Source organism: Vibrio bathopelagicus, from assembly GCF_014879975.1.
GTDB classification, from domain to species: domain Bacteria; phylum Pseudomonadota; class Gammaproteobacteria; order Enterobacterales; family Vibrionaceae; genus Vibrio; species Vibrio bathopelagicus.
Window position 1 is genome coordinate 122,539 of sequence record NZ_CP062500.1, and the last position, 24,585, is coordinate 147,123.

The following is a 24,585-nucleotide window of genomic DNA, read 5'->3' on the forward strand; positions in this document are numbered from 1 at the left end:
GGCATTTTTGTATCTGTGTATTGCTACCCTAAGACTGTCTACCACCTGGCTAGATAGCGCTCTCTTTGACGCTTTATTTACTCTTGGTATTCTGTTTAGCCTTGGCATTCTTTTGAACATTGATGAGATCGGTTGGCCACTGATCAAACGGGACCGGACGGCTGTATAAGAAGCCTTGCGCGAGCGGGCATTGCAGTTGTTTGAGTAAGTCAGCCTGCTGCTGAGTTTCCACGCCTTCCGCAACTAAGTTCACCTTAAAGCCTTTGGTTATGTTAACGATAGCCGCAACGATTGAGCTGTCTAAGCTTTCTTGTTCGAGCTTACAGACGAAGCTGCGATCAATTTTAAGGCAATCAAATGGTAGCTTCTGCAGGTAGGCAAGCGATGAATAACCGGTGCCAAAGTCATCAATCGCAATCGAAATCCCCAGCGCTTTGAGTGTCAGCATGTTATCGATGATGGTCGGGTCGTTGTCGACGATACGTGACTCCGTGATCTCTAACGTCAGGTTTTGGGCGGGTAACTTGGTATCACGCAGCGTGTTTTTAACCAAGTCAATGAATCCGCTTTCACTCAGTTGGTCGACAGACAAGTTAACGTGAATAGAGAAGTCTTCACTCCATTTTCCTGATTCAATCGCGATCGCGGTATCTCGACAAGACTTATGCAGAATTTGCTGACCGATATCGTAAATGAGCCCAGTCTCTTCTGCGAGTGGGATGAACTCCAATGGTGAGATAATGCCTTCGTCAGTTATCCAGCGGGCTAGGGCTTCTGCGCCAATCGTTGAGCCTGACTCTAGGTCGATAATAGGTTGATAAAAGGGTTCGAATTGCTGCAGTTCGATCGCTTTGTTGAGGCGGGCTAGCATCTTGGTTCGGTGCCTAGAGGCATTGCCCATTTCTGGACTGTAGATGCTGACACGAGCTTTATCTTGCTTGGCATTGCTCAGTGCAATACTGCTGTTGCGAAGCCATAAGGTAATGTCTTGGTCATTTGAAACGTGAACGACACCAATGGACACCTTAATCACCACGCTTTCTGATTCCATGGAAAATGGCGAAGCAAAGGTTTGGAGTAGTCGGTTAGCAAGCAGCTGAACGTCGTCGTCTTGAGTTACATTGGGTGCGTAGATCGCGAATTCATCGCCACCAGTGCGAGCCAACAAGTAGTCTGTTGGCAGAATACCGCGCAGTCGAGCGGCTGCGATGATCAGCAGTTGGTCGCCATTGTAATGGCCTAGGCTGTCATTGATATCACGGAAACGATCGATACCAACCAAATAAAGCGTTCCTTCCTTTGCTTCGGTGCTTTTCTTTGCAGCATCAATAAAGCCTTCTCGGCTATACAGTTTGGTTAGTGAGTCATAGGTCAGCTGAGACTGTAATTGTTGGAAAGAAGCCTTTAAGTTGTTGGCCATCTCATTGAAGGCTGCTACTAGCATGCTGGTTTCGTAGATATTACCCGGTTTCGGCATGCTGCTATTCCAATCGCCATTGGCTAGGCGTTTTGCAGCGTCGGCGGTTGAGGTGATAGGTCGAATTACGCGGTTAAAGGCAATTAGCCCTGCGATGATGCCAATACAGCTGAGCGCAAGCCCAAGTAGCCAGCTGTTTCTTTGGTTTTCTGGTAGTTCACCGAGAAGGTTGGACTCAGGGATTGACATGCCAATGAACCAAGTGATGCCATGCTCATCTTCAAAAGGTGTGAGTTGGTTGAAGTATCGTTGGTCATCGAGATTAAAATTGAAACGTTGGACACCCATGCTTTCAATCAAATGGAATTGGTCGACGTAGCTGGCACTCTCTCGTATGACGGGGTTAGCGCTCTCTGTAGCGAGTAGACGTTGGCCTTTGTGGGTCTTTCCGGTTCCCCAAGACACGACACTGCCACCTTCCGAGTGAGCAACTAAACGTTGCTGGTTGTCGATGATGTAGACAGAAGCATCGGTATTATTTTTCAGGTCTCTCAAGAACGCGTTGAAGGTATTGATCTTGATATCACTGACAATAACCGCTTTAAATTCGTTGTCTTCATAAATGGGTGCAAGGGCTGATAGGGTGATCTCTTGGCGTTCATCGGCATTGGCGTAAATGGGCGACCACGCGGCTTTTTTCTGGTTTACAACCGGCGTATACCAAGGACGCACTCTCGGATCATACCCTGATATCACAGAGCGAATATCTTCACTTATTTTACTGCCACGGTAGATAACCAGCTGATCTTGGGTGCGGTCATCCTGCACCATCAGGGTATAGCCATCGTTTGCTTCTTTACGAAAACCCACATAATTACCGTCTTCAGAACCAAAACCAATCACATCAAGTTGCGGAACTGCCGTGAAGTGATCGGAAAACTTATAAAGAATGTAATCTTGAACCTTGCTGAGATTCCCAGTTTGGTAGAGGTGGTGATAGCCAATGTTGTGGCTGAGTGAAAGGTTGGCGTGAAACGGCTTTTCTAAAAATTCGGATAGGCTTTTATGAACATTGTCAGTGAGTGATGCTAGCTGACGTGTACTAATATCACTCACCATCTCTTTGTAGCTTTGTTTTTGAGTGAAAACCAATACGCCCATAGTGAACAGAAAAATCATCACGAATGGGAGAACCACCGCGGTTCTCAATGTAATTTGTGTTTTCAAAGACATCTTTAGCTACAACTTTAGTGAATGGCATACTCTAATTGTACCGGCACTATTCAAACCAAGCGACCCTTTTTGGTTAAAAAGTAGCTGCATCGAAAGTCATATCAGGTCAGTACAGTTCTTTGAGTTTACGGGTTAGGGTGTTTCTTCCCCAGCCTAAAACCTTGGCTGCATCTTGTTTATGACCATTGGTATGGTTGAGTGCAGCCTCTAGCAGTATACGTTCAAACTCTGGTAGAGCATAAGTTAGCAGCTCCTTTTCTCCTGAATCAAGCGCACACTTTGCCCAATTAGCCAGCAGTTGCTGCCAGTTATCACCAGAGCCTGAAGTGGTGACTACTTTCTCTTCCAATAACTCAGGAGGCAGATCAGAAGGTAATATTTCGCTACCGCTGGCCATCACTGTGAGCCAACGACAAATATTTTCCAGCTGACGCACGTTACCTGGCCAATTCAGTTGATTGAGCTTTAGGATCGTCTCTGGGTGCAGTGTTTTTACTTCTACACCGAGTTCTTCAGCAGCAGAGGCTAAGAAGTGATGAGTCAGTTTCTCAATATCTTGTTTACGTTCACGCAGCGCAGGAATATGGATTCGAATCACATTCAGTCGATGGAAAAGGTCTTCACGAAACCCCCCTTCATGCACCAATCGCTCTAAATCTTGGTGTGTTGCGGCAACGATACGTACATCAACCTTCACAGCCGAATGACCGCCCACACGATAAAACTGTCCATCTGACAGGACACGTAATAAGCGAGTCTGAATATCGAGTGGCATGTCACCGATCTCATCCAAAAATAGAGTGCCGCCGTTGGCTTGTTCGAAGCGTCCTTGGCGAACGCTGTTGGCTCCGGTAAAGGCACCTTTCTCGTGGCCAAATAGCTCAGATTCGATCAAGTCTTTAGGGATTGCTGCCATGTTGAGGGCAATGAATGGCTTCTTTGCTCTCGGGCTGTGGCGATGTAAGGCGTGTGCTACTAACTCTTTACCCGTACCGGACTCACCATTAATCAGAACAGAAATGGATGAGCGAGATAAACGACCAATAGCGCGGAAAACTTCCTGCATCGCTGGTGCTTCGCCAATGATTTCGGGAGCGTTGGTCTCTTCAGTGACTTCGCTGGCTTGTTCACGCTTCTGTTCTTGGCTGTGTGCGATTGCTCGCTCTACTAAAGTAAGCGTTTCATCGATATCAAACGGCTTAGGCAGATACTCAAAAGCCCCTTTCTGATAAGCATTCACTGCAGCATCAAGGTCGGAGTGCGCTGTCATGATGATCACCGGCAGGTCAGGAGATCGCTGATGAACTTGATGCAACAGCTCAATCCCATCAATGCCGGGCATGCGAATGTCCGACACTAATACGTCTGGCGTTTCGCGCTCAAGCGCCAGCAGGACGCTCTCTGCGTCAGCAAATGTTTCGCACTTAATATCCGCAGATGACAGCGTCTTTTCTACGACCCAGCGTATAGAACTGTCGTCATCGACGACCCAAACGTATCCCTTACTCATAATTCAATTCCTTTGCAGCCAAATCTATTGTGATAATCATTGTTGTTTTTATTGTTCGGTATTCGTTGTTGCCGATGAAACGTTGTTTCCTGTGGGAATCAAGGCTTCGCTTATATCGGCAAATAAATCGTGAATGTGGTATTACCTGGCCAGCTTTCAACGTCTATTTTTCCGTTGTGCTGATCGATCAGGTTTTGAGATATCGATAGCCCTAAGCCAGTGCCACCCTCGCGTCCACTTACCATTGGGTAAAAGAGGGTGTCTTTTAGTTCATCGGGGATGCCCGGACCGTTATCGCTGATCTCAATACGAGCTGCGAGTTTGTGACGCTTGCCATGAATATTGGCCTGATGCACCGTTCTGGTGCGAATGGTAATTTTACCGGACTCTTGCGCCTTCAGAATCTGTGCAGCATTACTCACGATGTTGAGCATCGCTTGTTCAACTTGAGCTGAGTCCATCACTATCGCCGGCAGGCTAGGGTCGTAATCTCTTTCGATAGCGAGTGTCGAGCCCGCTTCAAGCTCTACTAACTGTCGAACTTTTTCTAAAATTTGATGAAGGTTTTCTTCAGTTTTTTTACCTGGTTTCTGTGGGCCAAGAAGACGGTCGACCAAGGCTCTCAAGCGATCGGCTTGTTCAATAATGATCTGTGTGTATTCATTGAGGGACTGATCGGGCAACATTTTTCCAAGCAGTTGCGCCGCTCCTCTTAAACCACCTAATGGGTTCTTTATTTCATGGGCTAACCCGCGCACCAGTAGCTTCGCCGCTTGTTGTTGTGCGTGTTGGTTAAGCTCTTGGCTAAGTCGTCTTTGCTGGTCTATCTTGCGCATCTCAACTAATAACAGCGTCTCTCGCTGCCAAGATATTGGGCTTACGGTGACTTCCAACATCAGTGGGCGGTTGTCGACAACAAAGGTAACGTCGCTGTCGGTAATGCTTTGGCCACTTTGTAGAGGCTGAGTTAGAAGTGCTAAGTCGAGGGAAGCATGTTGAATCAACTGGCTTAGTGGGTGATCGACGATGCGTCTCGCGCTTTGAGAGAATAGTTGTTCAGCCGCAGGGTTGGCGTATCGCACGAACAATTGCTCATCGAGCATCAAGGTCGCGGTCACCATATTGTCGAGAATGGCGTTGGAAAGATGATGTGTATCTATGCTGTCGCTTTGGGCTGATCGATTCACTATTTCGTCCTTGAACTGGTGTTTTTCTCACTGCACCAAATTGGTGCGTAGCTAAGTTCAAGTATGGCGCATATCAACCAGAAGCTAAAGATAATTCATTAGAGTCGCTGAAAGCTGCTTCGATTAGGTGAAAAGTAGAGGAAATTTAGTCTCTTTTAACACATTGGCCTACTTGAGCGTCGCTCGATGTAAATACACGGTGACTGGACTAGTAGATGCAATAAGCTTGCCGCTTCTATGTGCTTGAATTGCAATGGTGTGAGTGCCTCGATCGATGTCTTTCAATTCCCAAATCGGCTGGGTTTGCGGAGCACCATAACGTCGGCCATCGAGCATTAATTGCAACTGCTCGCCAATGCCTAGCTTGCGGTTGAGTTCGATCTGAATCGGGATTAAGCCACGGTTGTTACGGATGGTTTGATCATGAATGGGAGTCAGCATAGTAAGTGTTAGCTGAGCTGGTGCCTCGCGTTCTGTAGTTTTTGTTTTTGCCTGAGCTGGCGTTGCCGTTTTAGTTGTAGATGGAGCGGCAGCGGCAGCGTCAACAGGCGTCGAGGCCTCAAATTTAGGGGCTGGCGCTGACGCTTGTACATCAGGCAGGCGAAGAGACTTAGCACCTTGATCGGTAGGGGTATCACTAAAGTGCAGTACGCCATCTTCATCCACCCAGGTATATACCGTTTGAGCAGAGCACGAGAATGCGACTGTTAACCCGATTAGGAACAGTATGTTTTTCATATCGTTAGCCTCTTTCCACCGTTAGGTGTTTTCACGTTTGGCGTTGGTTTTGTGTCAGTTTTATAGTGTTTAGCGCGACAACCTCTGAGGGCTTTTGTCTAATACCAATCACAGTAAGTCAAGGATCAGAGATAGTGCAGGAAAAAGGCTTGAGAACAAGGCGCTGCTTTTCGGCAAGTAGGTTCGATAAGTAGTTATTCTACAATCAAAAATTCTAACGATGTTATCGAGCGTTTTAACAAACTAGGGTGAGCAGTTATTTACTACGATTGGTATCGAGTATGGTACGAGGAAGGAGAGGTAGGGAGAATAGAAAAAAGGCCCACCTGCGAGGCGAGCCTAATATTTTTCTAGAGTTTCTTACTTATTGCAGTAAGAAGACCGACTAAAAATTAAACTGAGTAGTACAGTTCAAACTCAAGTGGGTGTGTAGCCATGTTCACGCGTTGTACGTCGTCAGACTTCAGAGTGATGTAAGAATCGATGAAATCGTCAGAGAATACGCCGCCAGCTGTTAGGAACTCACGATCGTCGTCTAGCGCTTTAAGCGCTACTTCTAGAGATTCTGCAACTGTTGGGATTTCAGCCGCTTCTTCTGCTGGAAGGTCGTATAGATCTTTATCCATAGCTTCGCCTGGGTGGATCTTGTTCTTGATACCGTCAAGGCCAGCCATCAGCATTGCTGAGTAACATAGGTATGGGTTAGCTGCTGGGTCACCAAAACGTAGCTCGATACGACGTGCTTTCGGGCTTGGTACTACTGGGATACGGATAGAAGCAGAACGGTTACGTGCTGAGTAAGCAAGCATTACCGGAGCTTCAAACCCAGGTACAAGACGCTTGTACGAGTTTGTTGATGGGTTAGCAAATGCGTTGATTGCACGAGCGTGTTTGATTACACCACCGATGTAGTAAAGCGCCATTTCAGATAGGCCGCCGTACTTATCACCAGCAAACAGGTTAACGCCGTCTTTTGCTAGAGATTGGTGAACGTGCATACCAGAACCGTTATCACCAACTAGTGGCTTAGGCATGAATGTCGCTGTTTTACCAAATGCGTGAGCAACGTTGTGTACAACGTACTTGTAGATTTGAGTCTCATCAGCTTTTGTTGTTAGCGTGTTGAAGCGAGTTGCGATTTCGTTTTGACCCGCAGTTGCTACTTCGTGGTGGTGAGCTTCAACAACTAGGCCCATCTCTTCCATTACTAGACACATTGCAGAACGGATGTCTTGAGAAGAATCTACAGGAGCTACTGGGAAGTAACCGCCTTTAACGCCAGGACGGTGACCTTTGTTACCGCCTTCGATGTCAGAACCTGTGTTCCACGCTGCTTCTACGTCATCAATCTTGAAGAAAGAACCAGACATGTCGTTTGAGAATTTAACATCATCAAATAGGAAGAATTCTGGCTCAGGACCTACTAGAACTGTATCTGCGATACCAGTAGAGCGTAGGTATTCTTCAGAACGTTTAGCGATTGAGCGAGGGTCACGGTCGTAACCTTGCATTGTTGCAGGCTCAAGAATGTCACAACGGATGTTTAGCGTTGCGTCTTCTGTGAATGGGTCAAGAACTGCAGATGATGCGTCAGGCATCATTACCATGTCAGATTCGTTAATGCCTTTCCAACCTGCTACTGAAGAGCCGTCGAACATTTTACCTTCTTCAAAGAAGTCAGCGTCAACTTGGTGAGAAGGAATAGAGATATGCTGCTCTTTACCTTTTGTATCAGTAAAACGTAAGTCGATAAATTTAACTTCGTTCTCTTGGATCAGGGATAGTACATTTTCTACTGACATCTTGGATAACCTCCAGTGTTATTAATTCGGTATTAGCTCGATTCGGTTGAAACTAGCATTGATTAATGTCTGTATGTGCATTAATCGATGCTGATTTGTCTATTGCCAAAAGCGTGCCAAAAAAATTATTCCATTAATTTCAATTGCTTAGTTGTTTTTGTTTGCGTTTGTCTTTGAGTTTTGCACCAAAATGATCTCTACGTGCACTGTATTGGTGCAATGCGCTTGATGTGCACCAATATGATGAATCACAAACGAATACCATTCAGCAACGAATTGAGTACGTTGTCAATCCACTTTTCTTTTTCGGGGTAGATTTGGCTCGAAGTTAGCGCGCAATGATTTTAAAAATCGTACGAATTTAGCTGTTCTATACTGTATTGAATCGATGTTAAGCGAATATGAATCGCTAATAGAGAAAAAAGCCTTGGTTCAGATCACATATTTCTGGGTTTTTTTCTAAAATCTGGTATATTATTGACCGTTTTTTAAATCAAGCTAGCGGTTATTATCCAAACAATTGAGATAATTGACGGCTACCTTTTATGAGTGAATCGAGAATCCATGTCTACTCCACAGATTGATAAGTTAAGAAATATCGCGATCATCGCGCACGTTGACCACGGTAAAACGACTTTGGTTGATAAACTGCTACAACAGTCAGGCACTCTTGAGTCTCGTGGTGAAGCTGAAGAGCGTGTCATGGATTCGAATGACATCGAAAAAGAGCGTGGCATTACAATCCTTGCTAAGAACACAGCAATCAACTGGAATGATTACCGCATCAACATCGTAGATACTCCGGGACACGCGGACTTCGGCGGTGAAGTTGAGCGTATCATGTCTATGGTTGATTCAGTTCTTCTGATCGTAGATGCAGTTGACGGCCCAATGCCTCAAACTCGTTTCGTAACGCAAAAAGCATTCGCACACGGCCTTAAGCCAATCGTTGTTATCAACAAGATTGACCGTCCTGGTGCTCGTCCTGATTGGGTTATGGATCAAGTATTCGACCTTTTCGACAACCTAGGTGCTACTGATGAGCAACTAGACTTTACTGTTGTTTACGCTTCAGCTCTAAACGGTTGGGCAACAATGGAAGAAGGCGCAGTTGGCACAGACATGGAACCATTGTTCCAAGCTGTTGTTGATACAGTAGAAGCGCCTGCAGTTGACCTTGACGGTCCACTACAAATGCAAATTTCGCAACTTGATTACAGCTCTTACGTAGGTGTTATCGGTGTTGCTCGTGTTACTCGTGGTTCTGTTAAGCCAAACCAACAAGTAACTATCGTGAATGCTGAAGGCAAGAAACGTAACGGTAAAGTAGGTACTGTACTTGGTTACCTTGGTCTTGAGCGTCACGAAGTAGAACAAGCTAACGCTGGCGACATCATTGCAATCACTGGTCTTGGTGAGCTGAAAATTTCAGACACTATCTGTGACGTAAACAATGTTGAAGCAATGGAACCACTGTCTGTTGATGAACCAACAGTAACAATGACTTTCCAAGTAAACACTTCTCCGTTCGCGGGTAAAGAAGGTAAGTTTGTAACTTCACGTAACATCCTTGAGCGTCTTGAAAAAGAATTGGTTCATAACGTTGCACTACGTGTTGAAGAAACTGAAAGTCCAGACCGTTTCCGCGTATCAGGCCGTGGTGAGCTTCACCTTTCTATCCTGATCGAAAATATGCGTCGTGAAGGTTTCGAGCTAGCTGTATCTCGTCCAGAAGTAATCATCAAAGAAGAAGATGGTCAGAAAATGGAACCGTTTGAAACGGTTACTATCGATGTAGTTGAAGAGCACCAAGGTGCGATCATGGAAAGCATCGGTCTACGTAAGGGTGAGCTAACAGATATGGCACCAGATGGTAAAGGCCGTGTTCGCATGGACTTCATGATGCCTTCTCGTGGTCTTATCGGTTTCCAAACTGAATTCCTTACAATGACGTCTGGTTCTGGTCTTATTTACCACTCGTTCGATCATTACGGCCCTTACAAAGGCGGTATCATTGGTCAGCGTAACAACGGTGTTCTAATCTCGAACGCAACGGGTAAAGCTCTTACTTACGCTCTATTCTTCCTTCAAGCTCGTGGTCGTCTATTCACAGAGCACGCTGATGAAGTTTACGAAGGCCAAGTAATCGGTATTCACAACCGTTCAAACGACCTGACAGTAAACTGTCTAAAAGGTAAGCAGCTAACGAACGTTCGTGCATCTGGTACTGATGAAGCACAAGTTCTTTCTCCACCGATCAAGCACACTCTAGAGCAAGCTCTTGAGTTTATCGATGAAGACGAGCTAGTAGAAGTAACGCCACTTAACGTACGTATCCGTAAGAAACTTCTTACTGAGAACGAACGTAAGCGTGCAGCACGTCCAGCTAAGGCTTAATTGCCAGCTGACTAGCTTCTAGCTATCAAGCAATACGTTCTAGAATAAGTAAGAAAGCCCCGAGTAGCCTAGCTGCTCGGGGCTTTTGTTTTGTATGGCGCTAGCGTAGATACGAGTAAACGAGATGCGAGATACGAAGAGCGTGCTTTATATACTCATCGAATCGTTATTCCATAATCGAGGGGCGAGATATCTGGAATCTTTCGTTTACGGTATATAAGAGATTCCCTATCACGCTCGTTCCTCGCTGTAGGGAATGACGGTAGTTTGTTTAGATTGGATATAGCCAGATACTAAGAGGATGAGATCTTCGATAACCGTTCTCTTTTATCCATATCTACTCATCGAATTGTCATTCCAGAATCGAGGGACGAGATATCTGGAATCTTTCTGTTACGGCATATAGAGACTCCCTATCACGCTCGTTCCTCGCTGTAGGGAATGACGGAAGTTTGCTTAGGTATGAGTAAACGAGATGCGAGATACGAAGAGCGTTCAAATGTTAGTAATCCTCAAGAGGGAGGAACGACTGAGTTGGGGATCTAGTTTTTGATACCTAGGTGGCTTTTAACAAATAGAGCCCGTTCTTCAACTGACATAAATGGCACCTCGACAACCTCATACCCTAGCTCTTGATAGACTCCAACCAACGCGTGGTGAATCTCTAATGCTTCTTCAAACGGATAAGGGCGCACTTCATCTTGAACATAGATAGAAGCTTCAGGGCGGCAGAACAGGGCTTGGGAGTGATAGCCTTTACTCGCTTCTCGATAGATCGCATCTATTTCGAGGTTAGCTTGAGCTAAGTAACCACAGATATCTGGGATAGCACGGTCGAGAAACGCAATCGAATGCTGCCTCGCTTGCTCTTTTTGCTTACTCATCACGGTTAAGCACAAGTGAGCAAACCCCCGAAGATCTAACCAAGGTAAGATTCCATTTTCAATCTGACTTTGTTCTTCTATCAGCTGGCGAGAGGATTCAGCGAAGGTTGGGTAACCCATGTCACCCAAGGCATTAATCAGAGTTGTTTTTCCGGCTCCGGGACCACCAGTAATAATGATAGGCTGCATCGTGTTGTTTCTCTGTAGCGCTACTTCTGGTTGAGTTGAGCTAAGAACTTATCCGATTCTGCTATCGCAGCATTCATCTGTTCTATCGCGTAGGCGATGTCTTTTTCTAAGCTCATAAACTCGCCCTGCAACGAACCGACAGCACTCGCATTGAGGTTGTGCTTGAGATAAAGCGTGTTGTCGCGAAGAGTGTTGAGTACCGGATCCATTTTCTTCTCAGCTCTTTTCATCGCTGACAACATGGTTTGGTAAGACGATTTGGTTTTACGCAGTTTTTGCTCACTTGAACGACGCAGTGAATCGCTGGTGTAGAGATCTAACTCACCTTGCCACTCTTCAAACAACGCATCGGACACATCTTCAATCGCAGCAATGCGGTCACTTACATTTTGTGCGGCTTTCTCACTGTCTTGGTATTTATCATTGATCTTGTTGTACATATCTTCAAGGTCGCCACCACTGAAGTTAGTCAGGCTACTCAAGGCTTCAAGTGCGCTGGCAAACTCTTCCTGAGCATCCTGCTGCGACTCTTTCGCGTCTTCTACTCTGTCGACCATAATGTCACGCTTGTGGTAACCCACTTGCTCCATGGCGGAGTAATAAGCTGACTGGCATCCAGTAAGAGTAAAAATAGAGAGGACTATAACTATTAAATAAGGCATCCTAGTTTCCTATAGTTAAGTGACGGAATATTAATTAGGACTATGAACGAGTTACAAGGGAGTTACAAGTTGAAGATAAAAAAGGTCGCCACACTCAGTATTCAGTTTTCTCGCTATCTTTTGGCGCGAATGACGCACGATAGAGTCAACGTGAATGCGGGCTACTTGGCATACATTACCTTGCTTTCGATCGTCCCGATGTTGACGGTTCTGCTCTCTATCTTGTCGTCATTCTCCATCTTTGCTGATGTTGGTATCGTGATTCAAAATTTCGTCATTACCAACTTTGTCCCAGCCTCAGGAGATGCGGTGCACGGTGCCTTACTCGAGTTCGTTGCCAATACTGGAAAAATGACGGCGGTCGGTAGTGTGTTCTTATTCATTGCAGCGTTGATGCTGATCTCCAATATTGATAAGAACCTAAATTACATCTGGCGTGTTAATGAGAAGCGACGAGCGGTGTTGTCTTTCTCTATGTACTGGATGGTGTTAACGCTTGGGCCTATTTTGGTTGGTGCGAGCATTGCAGCCACCTCTTATGTGACATCCTTAAGCCTGCTACAAAATGAAGTTGTCTCTGGCGCTTTTAATACCGTGATCCGCAAACTCCCTTTGATTCTCTCTTTCTTTGCGTTCTTCGGCTTGTACCTGTTGGTTCCCAACAAAAAGATACACTTTTCTCATGCAGCTGCGGGCTCTCTGGTTGCGGCTCTGTTGTTCGAACTCAGTAAGAAAGGCTTTGCGGCCTACATTACACAATTCCCTTCTTACCAGTTGATTTATGGCGCATTAGCGGCGATTCCGATTCTTTTTGTCTGGGTATATTTGTGTTGGTTGATCGTGCTGGTTGGTGCCGAGGTGACGGCTGCCCTTGGTGAGCAGGAACAGTGGAGTGACCCGCAAGAAATGGTACACTCAACGGATAACGACAAAATTACAGAGCAAGGAAACAACAGTGATAGCACTGATCCAGAGAGTAAGTGAAGCTGCCGTCCGTGTTGATGGCGAAGTAGTGGGTGAGATTGAGCAAGGCTTATTGGTTCTATTAGGCGTAGAAAAAGGTGACGACGAAGCCAAAGCCAAACGTTTGATGGAACGAGTGACCACTTATCGTGTCTTTGGAGATGAGGATGATAAAATGAATCTCAATGTGAAGCAGGTTGAAGGTAAAGTATTAGTGGTGTCTCAATTCACTCTGCCAGCCGATACTAAGAAAGGCACGAGAGCGGGCTTTTCTCGTGGTGCTCACCCTGAAGATGCAGAGCGTCTTTACAACTATTTCTCTGACCAATGTGAATCAGTACTGCCAACAGAACGTGGCCGATTTGCAGCCGACATGAAAGTGTCGTTAGTTAATGATGGTCCAGTGACATTCTGGCTACAAGTTTAGGCTTAAAGGAATAAGCATGTTTAAACTCATAACCCCAACCACCGAAAATCAACTGAACAAGTATTACCACTTTCGTTGGCAGATGCTCCGTGAGCCTTGGCGAATGCCGGTAGGCTCCGAGCGCGATGAATATGACGCCATGAGTCACCATCGCATGATTGTCGATGGTCGAGGTCGCGCTATGGCGATTGGACGTCTTTATATCACTCCTGATCTAGAAGGTCAGATCCGCTACATGGCGGTTAAGAATTCTCGCCGCAGTAAAGGTATGGGTTCGTTGATTTTAGTTGCGCTTGAGTCATTGGCTCGCCAAGAGGGCGCAAAGCGCTTGGTGTGTAATGCGCGTGAAGACGCGATCTCGTTCTACGAGAAGAATGACTTTGAGCGTCGTGGTGAGATTAACGATCAACGCGGGCCTGTGCGCCACCAACAGATGGTTAAGCACCTTGATCCAATGGCTGACGTACTGCGTAAACCTGATTGGTGTAACGAGCTTCAGCAGCGCTGGGAACATCAGATCCCGATCAGTGACAAGATGGGCATCAAGATTAACCAATACACTGGTTATCAGTTTGAGTGTAGTGCTCAGTTGAATCCCAATTTGAACCCTCATAACACTATGTTTGCAGGCTCAGCCTTTACTCTAGCGACCTTAACGGGCTGGGGCATGACTTGGTTATTGATGAAAGAGCGTGGCCTGACCGGTGATATCGTGTTGGCGGACAGTAATATTCGTTATCGTCACCCGGTAGAGCAAAACCCAGTCGCATCGACCTCATTGGATGGGATCAGTGGAGACTTAGATCGTCTTGCCTCTGGCAGAAAGGCTCGTATCATCATTCATGTAACCATTCACAGTGGTGACGTGGAAGCGGTAGAGTTTACGGGAACCTATATGCTGATCCCTGATTATAAAAAGATACTTTCAACAGACTCGAATATGAGTGAGTAGCTAACCGCGCTACTCATTTTGTAAGAGCTGAAGATAAATTTTGAAAGCGCTACTCCTGTGGAGTGGCGCTTTTTTGTTGGCAGTCATTGATCTCAGAATATTCAACTTGGTCAAGCTTTCCTGAGATTTGGTGGCATGGGTCGGAAAGGGTAATTGAGAGTGAATGTTGCTCTTGTTCCAGCAAATCAAGTTCTCCCGAGACTTCACCATTCAGTGTTTGAACCCTTTGCGAACCTTCCTCTACTGCCGATGCACCAATAATGTGCATTGGTTCGAGAGTAAAGCGGCCACGGTCAAAATTCGCGTTGAGTTCGGGGATCTCAAACACGTTATTGCTTGAGGTCTCCGAAAGCGTATCGTTAAAGGTCATCACGCCTTGGCGGACGCTGCCAGTGAGTTGACCTGTGGTTGAGTAGACCAGCATCAATGAATCGCCGTATAAACCTGCAGCTTGAAGTTCGAATTCACCATAGCCAGTCGCATCCAGAGGTAATTCTAGTTGCTGCAGCATTGGCGAGATAGGCAAGCCATCGGCAGAGATATCTAAGCTCCACGGTTTACTTATTTGATTAAAGTCGAGCGTTGCATTCGCTTCAACATAGCCATGTTTTAGTGGCATAAACAGGCGTGTCAGTGTCCATTTCCCTTGATCGCTATTCATTTCAACCACAGGCTGAGCGCTGAGGATATTTTGGTAGCTGGCATCGTTGGCGCTGGCCATTAACTTGCCTTGCCACAATCCTAGTTTTCTATCTTGCAGCAGTTGAACCTGATGCCCCTCGACATGAAGCCCTGAGACCTGCCAGTAAGGTTTTTTTGCAAGTTGGATGAGTTGGCTACGCTCTATGTTTAGTTGGTGAATAGAGGCTTGCTGTAGCTGTGTAAGCCAAGGTATTAAACGAGTGGCCGGTAGATTTTCATCTTGGCTTTCTGTAATCCATTTTATGCCCTGAATATCAAGCTGCGCGAGTTCAACTGAGCTTGGTGTTACCACCCCGTTCGTTTGGATACTGCCTTGTCGCCACTGGGTATAGAAATCCTCAATCAGGATCTGCTCCGGTTGAAGGTTTAGCTGAATACTCGGGTCGATGAACAAGTCATCATCGATGGTGACGCCTTCTGCTTGTAGGGAAAAGGTGGCTTGTTGCTGCTGCCACAGCTGAAACGGCAACTGAACATTTTCTAATGAAGCATCGAAGCCAGCTAAGTGGCCATTTTTCCATTCCACATCGCTACGCAAGATATCTAAACTGTTGATGTGGTTTATTTGGATGCCTTCTACGTTCCAATTTTTGCTTAATAGGTTTTGGGTTTGTTGTTGATCGAGCCTTAAGCCGTCAGCGGTTACATTTACCAGCGACCAACCTTGCTGATATTGTTCAGCTTGCCCAGAAATCTTGGCCCCTCGCCATTCAAATGAAGCGCCATAAAGGGTGCTGTCATTGGGCTTTAGATCGAGGTCAATCAATAAGTTGTCAAAGGCTTCGTCCTGCCAGTAGAGTTGTGCGGCAGTGAGTTGTGTTTTTCCGTAGGGCAGTATTGAGCTGTGTTTATTCCAAGTGGGATCGGAGATCTGCAGGTCGATGCCACGCGCATTAAAGTCCGGCGTTGAAAAATCTAAGTCATGAAGAGCGAGTTGGTGGAGCTTGATATGTTGCTGCGCGAACAAGGGATCGAGAATTTTTAGGTTGTTGGTATCCAGCTGTAGACCGCTTACCAGCACAGAATCCAACACCAATTTGGCTTCCGTTATAGAGTAAGGGCTGAACCAGATATCGATTTTGTCGATGTACAGAGATGGCTGCTTTTCAGGTTGGGCTTGGGGCAGGGTAATGCCCATTAAAGTGACGTGATAAGGCGCCTGATACTCAACATCTTCAATGAGCACTGGTTGTTCAATCGTATGTTTGATAAAAAAGTTAGCAACATCCGCACGGTATTGGGTCTGCAGGCTTAATAGCAACGCTGCGATAGTTGCAACGACGATAGCCAACACAATGCCGAACACCATGAATACCTTTTTCATTCCCTGAAAGCCTTAAATTTCAATAGTCTTAAAACAGAGTGGAACAAAAAGGGGCAAGCAGCAACAAAAAAGCCCCTCAAAAGAGGGGCTTGCTACAAAAATATCACTTTAAATTGGGCGTTCGCTTTTGGCTAAACCCGAGCAGATGATTGGATTAGTCGAGTTGAGGGCCAGCCGCAACCAGTGACTTACCTTCAGCGTTGTCTGTGTACTTATCAAAGTTGTTGATGAAGCGCTCCGCTAGATCTTTCGCTTTGCTTTCCCATTGTAGTGGATCAGTGTACGTATCACGTGGGTCAAGAATCGCAGGATCAACGTCGTGTAACGCTAGCGGTACTTCAAGGTTAAACATAGGGATAACCTTAGTGTCAGCCTTGTCGATAGAGCCATCTAGGATAGCGTCGATGATGCCACGAGTATCTTGGATTGAGATACGCTTGCCAGTGCCATTCCAACCTGTATTTACTAGGTAAGCTTCAGCACCAGCTGCTTCCATACGCTTCACTAGCACTTCAGCGTACTGAGTTGGGTGAAGTGTAAGGAACGCCGCACCAAATGCCGCAGAGAACGTTGGTGTTGGTTCAGTAATACCGCGCTCTGTACCTGCTAGCTTAGCTGTGAAGCCAGATAGGAAGTGGTACTTAGTTTGCTCCGGAGTCAGCTTAGATACTGGTGGTAACACACCAAATGCATCCGCAGTCAGGAAGATAACTTTTTGAGCGTGACCGGCTTTCGATACTGGCTTAACGATGTTGTCGATGTGGTGAATTGGGTAAGAAACACGAGTGTTCTCTGTTTTTGAACCGTCATCAAAATCGATAGAACCATCGCCACGAACCGTTACGTTTTCTAGCAATGCATCACGACGGATTGCATTGTAGATTTCTGGTTCCGCTTCTTTAGATAGACGAATCGTCTTCGCGTAACAACCACCTTCAAAGTTGAAGATGCCATCGTCGTCCCAACCGTGCTCATCATCACCGATTAGTTCACGCTTAGGATCCGTTGATAGGGTTGTTTTACCTGTACCTGATAGACCGAAGAATATCGCTACATCGCCTTCTTCACCGACGTTAGCACTACAGTGCATTGAAGCAATACCTTGCAGAGGAAGTAGGTAGTTCATCATTGCGAACATGCCTTTCTTCATCTCACCGCCGTACCAAGTACCACCGATGATTTGAACTCGCTCTGTTAGGTTGAAAGCAACGAAGTTTTCAGAGTTTAGACCCTGCTTTTCCCAGTTAGGGTTAGTTGTTTTAGCACCGTTCATTACCACGAAATCAGGTTCGAACGTTGCTAGCTCTTCGTCAGTTGGACGAATGAACATGTTCTTAACGAAGTGCGCTTGCCACGCTACTTCAGTGATAATACGTACACTTAAGCGCGTATCAGGGTTAGCACCACAGTAACCGTCGATGACAAACAAGCGCTTGCCAGATAGCTGAGTTGTCACAAGCTCTTTAAGCTCATCCCATACTTCAGTTGTAATCGGTTTGTTGTCATTTTTGCCTTGATCTGACCACCACATGGTATCGCGTGTAGTGTCATCTTTAACAATGTACTTATCTTTTGGTGAGCGGCCAGTAAAGATACCAGTGTCAACCGCAACAGAGCCTAGTTCCGTTACTACGCCTTTTTCGTAGCCTTCCAAACCTGGCAGTGTCTCTTCAACGAATAACTGCTCGTAGCTAGGATTACGAAGAACTTCAGTAACGCCAGTCAGTCCGTGCTTAGTTAGATCAATTTGTGCAGCCTTAGTATGTTCCATAACGGTCATAGGTGCTCCTTGTAGGATATTTTGTAGGGATTTTGTATTAATTTTTTATTGTTATCTGCTCACCATGCTAGCAACGAGACTCTGGGGAAACAGGGATACAGCTCAAAAAGTATCCATATTAATCTTGGGGTTTTAAGCGTCTCGTCACATATTGGCCTAACTAGTCTATCCTGTACGCAAACCTTTGCGCTAGGGGCGAGAACATTATTAATTGATTAAAATTAAGCGGTGATTTTATTACGAGATGTTACGGAGTTTGCGCTGTTTTGATCACAAAAAAGGCCAGCTGAGCGCTGACCTTTGTGGGGTAAATTACGTGTTTTTGGTACGCTGTAAATTAATGAACCGTATTGTCGCCTTTATCTGCTGCTTCTGCGTACAGAGCGTCAACGTCGTTCTTATCAAACGAGTAGTTTGTGCCACAGTAATCACAGTGAAGAGCCACACTTCCTTCACTGCTGATGATGTCGTAGATCTCTTCTTGAGCAACGGTAATGATAGCTGCACCGCTGCGTTGACGAGAACAACCACAGAAGAACTCAACTGGTTGAGGTGTAAATACTTGAACCTTCTCTTGGTTGTATAGACGGTACAACAAGTCATTTGCTTCTAGAGAGAACAACTCTTCATTTTTTACGGTGTCAGTTAATTGCTCTAGGTGTTCGAAGTCATCTGGAGTACCGGTACCGTCAGGCATAACCTGCAGTAACATACCAGCAGCGTGTGCTTTGCCTTCATGCTCACCCGTGCGCAGCCACAGACGAGTCTTTAGCTGTTCAGAGTTTGCGAAATAACCTTCAAGTACTTCAGCCAAAGTGTCACCTTCAAGACCAACGATACCTTGGTAACGCTCACCTTTTTTAGGGTCGATAGTGATCACTAGGTGGCCTTTACCCATCAGATCGTGCAGGCCAGCGTCGTCAGCAATGTCGCCGTCAAAGCGAGCAACACCACGAATCTTCTGATCGTTATCGCCATTAATAACAGCTAGAGATACTGGACCATCACCTTGCAGTTGCATCGTGATAGAACCTTCAAACTTTAGAGTCGCCGTTAGTAGCGTCGTTGAAACCAGTAGCTCACCCAACAGTTTTTGTACTGGCGCTGGGTATTCCTTGCTAGAAATAATCTGTTGGTACGCTTCGTCCATCTGTACCAATTCACCACGTACTGATAGGTCTTCAAATAGGTAGCGATTTAAAACATTACTTGTAGACATTGGGTCTGCCATTTGGCTATTCCTTCTAGCTTATTGAGTCTTGAACTTGATGATGTCACGACGTTGCTTTTTGTCTGGGCGACGTTCTGGTGCTGGGCTATGAGCATTAAGCTTGCGCTGTTGTGCAAACTCTTCTCTTTTTGCCAAGCTTTCGGTGGTTTCTTCATAGAGTGTTTGAGCGACTGGCGCTCCGCCACGGTGTGCGGATATTTTCTCTATGGTGACCGTCTTTTCTTCATTACCTTGGCGCAGAGTAATCACTGCCCCAAGTTCTACGATTTTGCTGGGTTTGCTGCGCTGACCATTATAGTGGACTTTGCCACCATCGACCATGTTGCGAGCAATTGAACGAGTCTTATAAAAGCGTGCTGCCCACAACCATTTATCGAGTCTGACAGCTTCATTAGTCGTTTTCATATAGGACAGTGCCTTTTCAGTTAGAAATGAATGCGGTTTAACTGTTATCCACAGTATGCAACTTATTTTATTTGATGACGCTTATCACATTTAGTAGAAGCTTATGTGGAGGCGACTGGCTTTTTTTTCAAGGAAGATTACAAAATAGCTCAGGTAATGCCGATTTATAGATTTGCTATGATATAGTTCAGGATCTTATGCTTTTAATAAGCTGGAACAGAATTTATGAACAAAAAAGCTGATAGTTTAGTAAGTTACAGCTTTATTCGTTATAGAAAGGGTTAGGGAACGTGAACTTTTTAGAGCTCAAACTTCGCATGGATAACTCTCCGGTGCTGAACCGATTTTTAGAGAATGGATTTTTACTCCAGCAGAAACTGAGCCTTGTTCTTTGTTGTGTGTTGATTGCAGCTTCTGCATGGATTTTAGGACAGCTTGCATGGTTTATCGAACCTGCCGAGCAAACCGTCGTGCCTTGGAAAGCAACCTCTTCATCGTCTTCTGCTCCTCAATCAACTCTTGATATCTCTTCTTTGCAGCAGAGCAACCTTTTTGGTGCCTATAACCCAACCACGCCCGCTGTGGTTGAGCAGCAAGTTATCCAAGACGCACCAAAGACACGATTGAATCTGGTTTTGGTGGGGGCGGTTGCCAGCTCGACCCCCAAATTAAGCTTAGCTGTGATTGCGAATCGCGGCACACAAGCAACCTACGGCATTAATGAAGAGATCGAAGGCACGCGAGCTAAGTTAAAAGCGGTATTAGTCGATCGCGTAATTATTGATAACTCAGGTCGAGATGAGACATTGATGCTTGAAGGCATTGAGTACAAGCGTCTGGCCGTTTCAGAACCTGCGCCACCTCGCGCCTCTTCTTCTGTCCGTGGCAACAACCCCGCTTCTGCAGAAGAGAAGCTTGATGAAATTAAAGCGAAGATAATGAAAGATCCGCAACAAATCTTCCAATATGTTCGACTGTCTCAGGTGAAGCGTGACGATAAAGTGATTGGTTATCGTGTGAGCCCTGGCAAAGATTCAGAACTTTTTAACTCTGTTGGGCTCCAAAACGGAGATATTGCCACTCAGTTAAATGGACAAGACCTGACAGACCCTGCTGCTATGGGCAACATATTCCGTTCCATCTCAGAACTGACAGAGCTAAATCTGGTGGTCGAGAGAGATGGTCAACAACATGAAGTATTTATTGAATTTTAAAACTTTGCGTCTAACGAAGGACGAAAGTGTAGGAGAAGTACGTGAAGCATTGGTTTAAGAAAAGTGCATGGTTATTGGCAGGAAGCTTAATCTGCACACCCGCAGCCATCGCGAGTGATTTTAGTGCCAGCTTTAAGGGCACTGACATTCAAGAGTTTATTAATATTGTTGGCCGCAACTTAGAGAAGACGATCATCGTTGACCCTTCGGTGCGCGGGAAAATTGATGTTCGTAGTTACGATGTGCTCAATGAAGAGCAATATTACAGCTTCTTCTTAAACGTATTAGAGGTTTACGGCTACGCGGTTGTCGAAATGGACTCTGGTGTTCTTAAGATCATCAAAGCCAAAGATTCTAAAACGTCGGCAATTCCAGTTGTTGGTGACAGTGACATGATCAAAGGTGACAATGTTGTCACACGTGTCGTGACCGTTCGTAATGTTTCAGTACGTGAACTTTCTCCTTTGCTTCGCCAGCTGAATGACAATGCGGGTGCGGGTAACGTTGTGCATTACGATCCTGCGAATATCATTCTAATTACTGGCCGTGCAGCCGTTGTAAATCGCTTAGCAGAGATCATCAAGCGTGTTGACCAAGCGGGTGATAAAGAGATCGAAGTCGTTGAGCTAAAGAATGCATCTGCGGCAGAAATGGTGCGTATTGTCGATGCATTAAGCAAAACCACGGATGCGAAAAACACACCTGCATTCCTACAACCTAAATTAGTTGCCGACGAGCGTACCAATGCGATTCTTATCTCAGGTGACCCTAAGGTACGTAGCCGTTTAAGAAGGCTGATTGAACAGCTTGATGTTGAAATGGCAACCAAGGGCAACAACCAAGTCATTTACCTTAAATACGCAAAAGCAGAAGATTTAGTCGATGTGCTGAAAGGCGTGTCAGATAACCTGCAATCAGAGAAGCAGACATCAACCAAAGGCAGTTCATCGCAACGTAATCAAGTGATGATCTCAGCTCACAGTGATACCAACTCTTTGGTGATTACCGCCCAGCCAGACATCATGAACGCGCTGCAAGATGTCATCGCACAGTTGGATATTCGTCGTGCTCAAGTTTTGATTGAAGCCTTGATCGTCGAAATGGCTGAAGGTGACGGTGTTAACTTAGGTGTTCAATGGGGTAACTTAGAAACGGGCGCCATGATTCAATACAGTAACACCGGCGCTTCGATTGGTGGTGTGATGGTTGGCTTAGAAGAAGCAAAAGACAGCGAAACGACAACCGCCGTTTATGATTCAGACGGTAAATTCTTACGTAATGAAACCACTACGGAAGAAGGTGACTATTCAACCCTAGCTTCTGCACTTTCTGGTGTGAACGGCGCAGCAATGAGTGTCGTCATGGGCGACTGGACAGCATTGATCAGTGCGGTAGCAACCGATTCAAACTCTAACATCCTATCTTCTCCAAGCATTACCGTGATGGACAACGGTGAAGCGTCGTTCATCGTTGGTGAAGAGGTTCCGGTTTTAACTGGCTCGACTGCAGGCTCAAGCAACGATAATCCATTCCAAACCGTTGAACGTAAAGAAGTGGGTATTAAGCTGAAGGTCGTGCCACAAATCAACGAAGGTGACTCGGTTCAGTTGCAAATAGAACAAGAAGTATCGAACGTATTAGGCGCCAATGGTGCGGTTGATGTGCGTTTTGCTAAGCGACAGCTAAATACATCAGTAATTGTTCAAGACGGTCAAATGCTGGTGCTTGGTGGCTTGATTGACGAACGCGCACTGGAAAGCGAATCTAAGGTGCCGTTCCTAGGCGATATCCCTGTACTTGGGCACCTGTTTAAATCAACCAGCACTCAGGTTGAGAAAAAGAACCTGATGGTCTTCATCAAGCCAACCATTATTCGTGATGGCATGACAGCCGATGGAATCACTCAGCGTAAATACAACTTTATCCGTGCTGAGCAGCTGTATAAGTCAGAGCAAGGCCTGAAATTGATGGATGACGATAACATCCCGGTATTGCCTAAATTTGGTGCCGACATGAATCACCCGGCTGAGATACAAGCCTTCATCGATCAAATGGAACAAGAATAATGGCTGAATTGGTAGGGGCGGCACGTACTTATCAGCGCTTGCCGTTTAGCTTTGCGAATCGCTACAAGATGGTGTTGGAGTATCAGCATCCAGAGCGTGCGCCGATACTTTATTATGTTGAGCCACTGAAATCGGCGGCTATCATTGAAGTAAGCCGCGTTGTGAAAAATGGTTTCACACCACAAGCGATCGGTGCAGACGAATTTGATAAAAAACTGACGGACGCGTACCAGCGTGACTCGTCGGAAGCTCGCCAGCTAATGGAAGACATTGGTGCCGACAACGACGACTTTTTCTCTCTGGCAGAAGAACTGCCTCAAGACGAAGACTTGCTCGAATCAGAAGACGATGCACCAATCATCAAGTTGATCAACGCGATGCTAGGTGAGGCGATCAAAGAGGGTGCTTCGGATATTCATATCGAAACCTTTGAGAAGTCATTGTCTATCCGCTTCCGTATTGATGGTGTATTACGTGATGTTCTCGCGCCAAGCCGCAAACTGGCTCCGCTGTTGGTTTCGCGTGTGAAGGTTATGGCTAAGTTGGATATTGCGGAAAAACGCGTGCCACAGGATGGGCGTATTTCTCTGCGTATCGGTGGTCGAGCGGTCGACGTTCGTGTTTCAACCATGCCGTCTTCGCACGGAGAACGTGTGGTAATGCGTCTGTTGGACAAAAATGCCACTCGCCTAGATCTACACAGCTTGGGTATGACGGCAGAGAACCACGAGAACTTCCGTAAGCTTATTCAGCGCCCGCACGGTATCATCTTGGTGACTGGCCCAACGGGTTCTGGTAAATCAACAACCTTGTATGCTGGTCTGCAAGAGCTCAACAGCAATGAGCGAAATATCCTTACCGTTGAAGATCCAATCGAATTCGATATCGATGGTATTGGTCAAACGCAAGTGAACCCTAAGGTTGATATGACCTTTGCGCGTGGTTTACGTGCCATTCTTCGTCAAGATCCCGATGTGGTTATGATCGGTGAAATCCGTGATTTGGAAACCGCCGAGATTGCAGTACAAGCTTCTTTGACGGGTCACTTGGTTATGTCGACTCTCCATACCAATACCGCGATAGGTGCAATTACGCGTCTACGTGATATGGGTATTGAACCTTTCTTGATCTCTTCTTCACTGCTCGGTGTTCTGGCACAGCGCTTGGTTCGAACCTTGTGTAGCGAGTGTAAAGAACCCTACGAAGCCGATAAAGAACAGAAAAAGCTGTTTGGTCTGAAGAAGAAAGACAGCCTAACCCTTTATCATGCTAAAGGCTGTGACCACTGTAGCCACAAAGGTTACCGAGGTCGTACCGGTATTCATGAGCTATTGATGATTGATGATTCGGTACAAGAGTTGATTCACAGTGAAGCGGGTGAGCAGGCGATTGATAAAGCAATTCGTGGCACAACACCAAGTATTCGAGATGATGGCTTGAGCAAAGTTCTTAAAGGGGTAACTTCCCTAGAAGAAGTGATGCGCGTGACCAAGGAAGTCTAG

The 24,585-nt window shown here is 45.9% G+C and carries 18 protein-coding genes; 7 read left to right on the forward strand and 11 right to left on the reverse strand.

The window, feature by feature from the left end:
- Positions 1 to 73 precede the first annotated feature (73 nt).
- From IHV80_RS00570 to glnA, 5 genes are all read right to left on the reverse strand, one after another.
- Positions 74 to 2,650: a phosphodiesterase GepA gene (locus IHV80_RS00570; protein WP_192889723.1), complete on the reverse strand. Its 2,577-nt coding sequence runs from the start codon at positions 2,648 to 2,650 to the stop codon at positions 74 to 76.
- Positions 2,651 to 2,756: 106 nt separating this feature from the next.
- Complete coding sequence (gene glnG / locus IHV80_RS00575) at positions 2,757 to 4,160, reverse strand: nitrogen regulation protein NR(I) (protein WP_192889724.1); 1,404 nt, start codon at positions 4,158 to 4,160, stop codon at positions 2,757 to 2,759.
- A gap of 110 nt (positions 4,161 to 4,270) precedes the next feature.
- Positions 4,271 to 5,347: a nitrogen regulation protein NR(II) gene (gene glnL, locus IHV80_RS00580; RefSeq protein WP_192889725.1), complete on the reverse strand. Its 1,077-nt coding sequence runs from the start codon at positions 5,345 to 5,347 to the stop codon at positions 4,271 to 4,273.
- 168 nt (positions 5,348 to 5,515) lie between these two features.
- On the reverse strand, positions 5,516 to 6,085 hold the full coding sequence (locus IHV80_RS00585) for a DUF4124 domain-containing protein (protein ID WP_192889726.1): 570 nt from the start codon (positions 6,083 to 6,085) through the stop codon (positions 5,516 to 5,518).
- Between the two features lie 392 nt (positions 6,086 to 6,477).
- On the reverse strand, positions 6,478 to 7,887 hold the full coding sequence (gene glnA, locus IHV80_RS00590) for a glutamate--ammonia ligase (RefSeq protein WP_102291910.1): 1,410 nt from the start codon (positions 7,885 to 7,887) through the stop codon (positions 6,478 to 6,480).
- Between the two features lie 564 nt (positions 7,888 to 8,451).
- Here glnA and typA point away from each other — a divergent pair.
- Positions 8,452 to 10,284, forward strand: coding sequence for a translational GTPase TypA (gene typA / locus IHV80_RS00595; protein ID WP_017107903.1), 1,833 nt, complete (start codon positions 8,452 to 8,454; stop codon positions 10,282 to 10,284).
- Between the two features lie 542 nt (positions 10,285 to 10,826).
- On the opposite strand, the gene IHV80_RS00600 is transcribed toward typA, so the two are convergent.
- Both IHV80_RS00600 and IHV80_RS00605 read right to left on the reverse strand, forming a co-directional pair.
- Positions 10,827 to 11,357, reverse strand: a complete 531-nt coding sequence (locus tag IHV80_RS00600) for an AAA family ATPase (protein ID WP_192889727.1) — start codon at positions 11,355 to 11,357, stop codon at positions 10,827 to 10,829.
- A gap of 20 nt (positions 11,358 to 11,377) precedes the next feature.
- Positions 11,378 to 12,019: a DUF2959 domain-containing protein gene (locus tag IHV80_RS00605; RefSeq protein ID WP_192889728.1), complete on the reverse strand. Its 642-nt coding sequence runs from the start codon at positions 12,017 to 12,019 to the stop codon at positions 11,378 to 11,380.
- A 42-nt stretch (positions 12,020 to 12,061) separates the two neighbouring features.
- Here IHV80_RS00605 and IHV80_RS00610 point away from each other — a divergent pair, with 42 nt between their 5' ends.
- Genes IHV80_RS00610 through IHV80_RS00620 form a run of 3 tightly spaced genes read left to right on the forward strand, consistent with a single transcriptional unit; the run spans position 12,062 to position 14,361 of the window.
- Positions 12,062 to 13,003 carry a virulence factor BrkB family protein gene (locus tag IHV80_RS00610; protein WP_192889729.1) on the forward strand — a complete coding sequence of 314 codons (942 nt, stop codon included), beginning with the start codon at positions 12,062 to 12,064 and terminating at the stop codon, positions 13,001 to 13,003.
- Positions 12,975 to 13,409 (forward strand): D-aminoacyl-tRNA deacylase, encoded by a 435-nt coding sequence (gene dtd / locus IHV80_RS00615; protein ID WP_004735590.1) that lies wholly within the window; start codon positions 12,975 to 12,977, stop codon positions 13,407 to 13,409. Before IHV80_RS00610 ends, dtd begins: the two co-directional genes overlap by 29 nt.
- Before the next feature lie 16 nt (positions 13,410 to 13,425).
- Entirely contained in the window at positions 13,426 to 14,361 is a 936-nt protein-coding gene (locus IHV80_RS00620; protein WP_192889730.1) for a bifunctional GNAT family N-acetyltransferase/hotdog fold thioesterase, read from the forward strand.
- 49 nt (positions 14,362 to 14,410) lie between these two features.
- Here IHV80_RS00620 and IHV80_RS00625 read toward each other — a convergent pair whose 3' ends face one another.
- The 4 genes from IHV80_RS00625 to hslR form a co-directional block, all read right to left on the reverse strand.
- Complete coding sequence (locus IHV80_RS00625) at positions 14,411 to 16,387, reverse strand: AsmA family protein (protein WP_226088498.1); 1,977 nt, start codon at positions 16,385 to 16,387, stop codon at positions 14,411 to 14,413.
- 154 nt (positions 16,388 to 16,541) lie between these two features.
- Entirely contained in the window at positions 16,542 to 18,167 is a 1,626-nt protein-coding gene (pckA, locus tag IHV80_RS00630) for a phosphoenolpyruvate carboxykinase (ATP) (protein WP_192889731.1), read from the reverse strand.
- A 337-nt stretch (positions 18,168 to 18,504) separates the two neighbouring features.
- Positions 18,505 to 19,398 (reverse strand): Hsp33 family molecular chaperone HslO, encoded by an 894-nt coding sequence (gene hslO, locus IHV80_RS00635; RefSeq protein ID WP_192889732.1) that lies wholly within the window; start codon positions 19,396 to 19,398, stop codon positions 18,505 to 18,507.
- Positions 19,399 to 19,416: 18 nt separating this feature from the next.
- On the reverse strand, positions 19,417 to 19,803 hold the full coding sequence (gene hslR / locus IHV80_RS00640; protein ID WP_004735595.1) for a ribosome-associated heat shock protein Hsp15: 387 nt from the start codon (positions 19,801 to 19,803) through the stop codon (positions 19,417 to 19,419).
- A 317-nt stretch (positions 19,804 to 20,120) separates the two neighbouring features.
- Between hslR and gspC the strand changes: the two genes are divergently transcribed.
- From gspC to gspE, 3 genes are read left to right on the forward strand one after another with little or no spacing between them, the layout of a single operon-like run.
- Complete coding sequence (gspC, locus tag IHV80_RS00645) at positions 20,121 to 21,017, forward strand: type II secretion system protein GspC (RefSeq protein WP_192890701.1); 897 nt, start codon at positions 20,121 to 20,123, stop codon at positions 21,015 to 21,017.
- Positions 21,018 to 21,058: 41 nt separating this feature from the next.
- The gene (gspD, locus tag IHV80_RS00650; RefSeq protein WP_192889733.1) at positions 21,059 to 23,083 is read left to right on the forward strand and encodes a type II secretion system secretin GspD; all 2,025 of its coding nucleotides are present in this window, start codon (positions 21,059 to 21,061) and stop codon (positions 23,081 to 23,083) included.
- Complete coding sequence (gene gspE, locus IHV80_RS00655) at positions 23,083 to 24,585, forward strand: type II secretion system ATPase GspE (RefSeq protein WP_192889734.1); 1,503 nt, start codon at positions 23,083 to 23,085, stop codon at positions 24,583 to 24,585. Before gspD ends, gspE begins: the two co-directional genes overlap by 1 nt.

Excerpts from the sequence above, each read along its gene's own strand:
- typA (WP_017107903.1), top strand. The coding sequence starts at position 8,452 with ATGTCTACTCCACAGATTGATAAGTTAAGAAATATCGCGATCATCGCG.
- IHV80_RS00605 (WP_192889728.1), bottom strand. The coding sequence starts at position 12,019 with ATGCCTTATTTAATAGTTATAGTCCTCTCTATTTTTACTCTTACTGGA.
- hslO (WP_192889732.1), bottom strand. The coding sequence starts at position 19,398 with ATGGCAGACCCAATGTCTACAAGTAATGTTTTAAATCGCTACCTATTT.
- IHV80_RS00570 (WP_192889723.1), bottom strand. The coding sequence starts at position 2,650 with ATGTCTTTGAAAACACAAATTACATTGAGAACCGCGGTGGTTCTCCCA.
- gspE (WP_192889734.1), top strand. The coding sequence starts at position 23,083 with ATGGCTGAATTGGTAGGGGCGGCACGTACTTATCAGCGCTTGCCGTTT.
- glnA (WP_102291910.1), bottom strand. The coding sequence starts at position 7,887 with ATGTCAGTAGAAAATGTACTATCCCTGATCCAAGAGAACGAAGTTAAA.
- IHV80_RS00610 (WP_192889729.1), top strand. The coding sequence starts at position 12,062 with ATGAACGAGTTACAAGGGAGTTACAAGTTGAAGATAAAAAAGGTCGCC.
- IHV80_RS00625 (WP_226088498.1), bottom strand. The coding sequence starts at position 16,387 with ATGAAAAAGGTATTCATGGTGTTCGGCATTGTGTTGGCTATCGTCGTT.
- gspC (WP_192890701.1), top strand. The coding sequence starts at position 20,121 with ATGGATAACTCTCCGGTGCTGAACCGATTTTTAGAGAATGGATTTTTA.
- glnG (WP_192889724.1), bottom strand. The coding sequence starts at position 4,160 with ATGAGTAAGGGATACGTTTGGGTCGTCGATGACGACAGTTCTATACGC.
- hslR (WP_004735595.1), bottom strand. The coding sequence starts at position 19,803 with ATGAAAACGACTAATGAAGCTGTCAGACTCGATAAATGGTTGTGGGCA.
- IHV80_RS00600 (WP_192889727.1), bottom strand. The coding sequence starts at position 11,357 with ATGCAGCCTATCATTATTACTGGTGGTCCCGGAGCCGGAAAAACAACT.
- IHV80_RS00585 (WP_192889726.1), bottom strand. The coding sequence starts at position 6,085 with ATGAAAAACATACTGTTCCTAATCGGGTTAACAGTCGCATTCTCGTGC.
- pckA (WP_192889731.1), bottom strand. The coding sequence starts at position 18,167 with ATGACCGTTATGGAACATACTAAGGCTGCACAAATTGATCTAACTAAG.
- IHV80_RS00620 (WP_192889730.1), top strand. The coding sequence starts at position 13,426 with ATGTTTAAACTCATAACCCCAACCACCGAAAATCAACTGAACAAGTAT.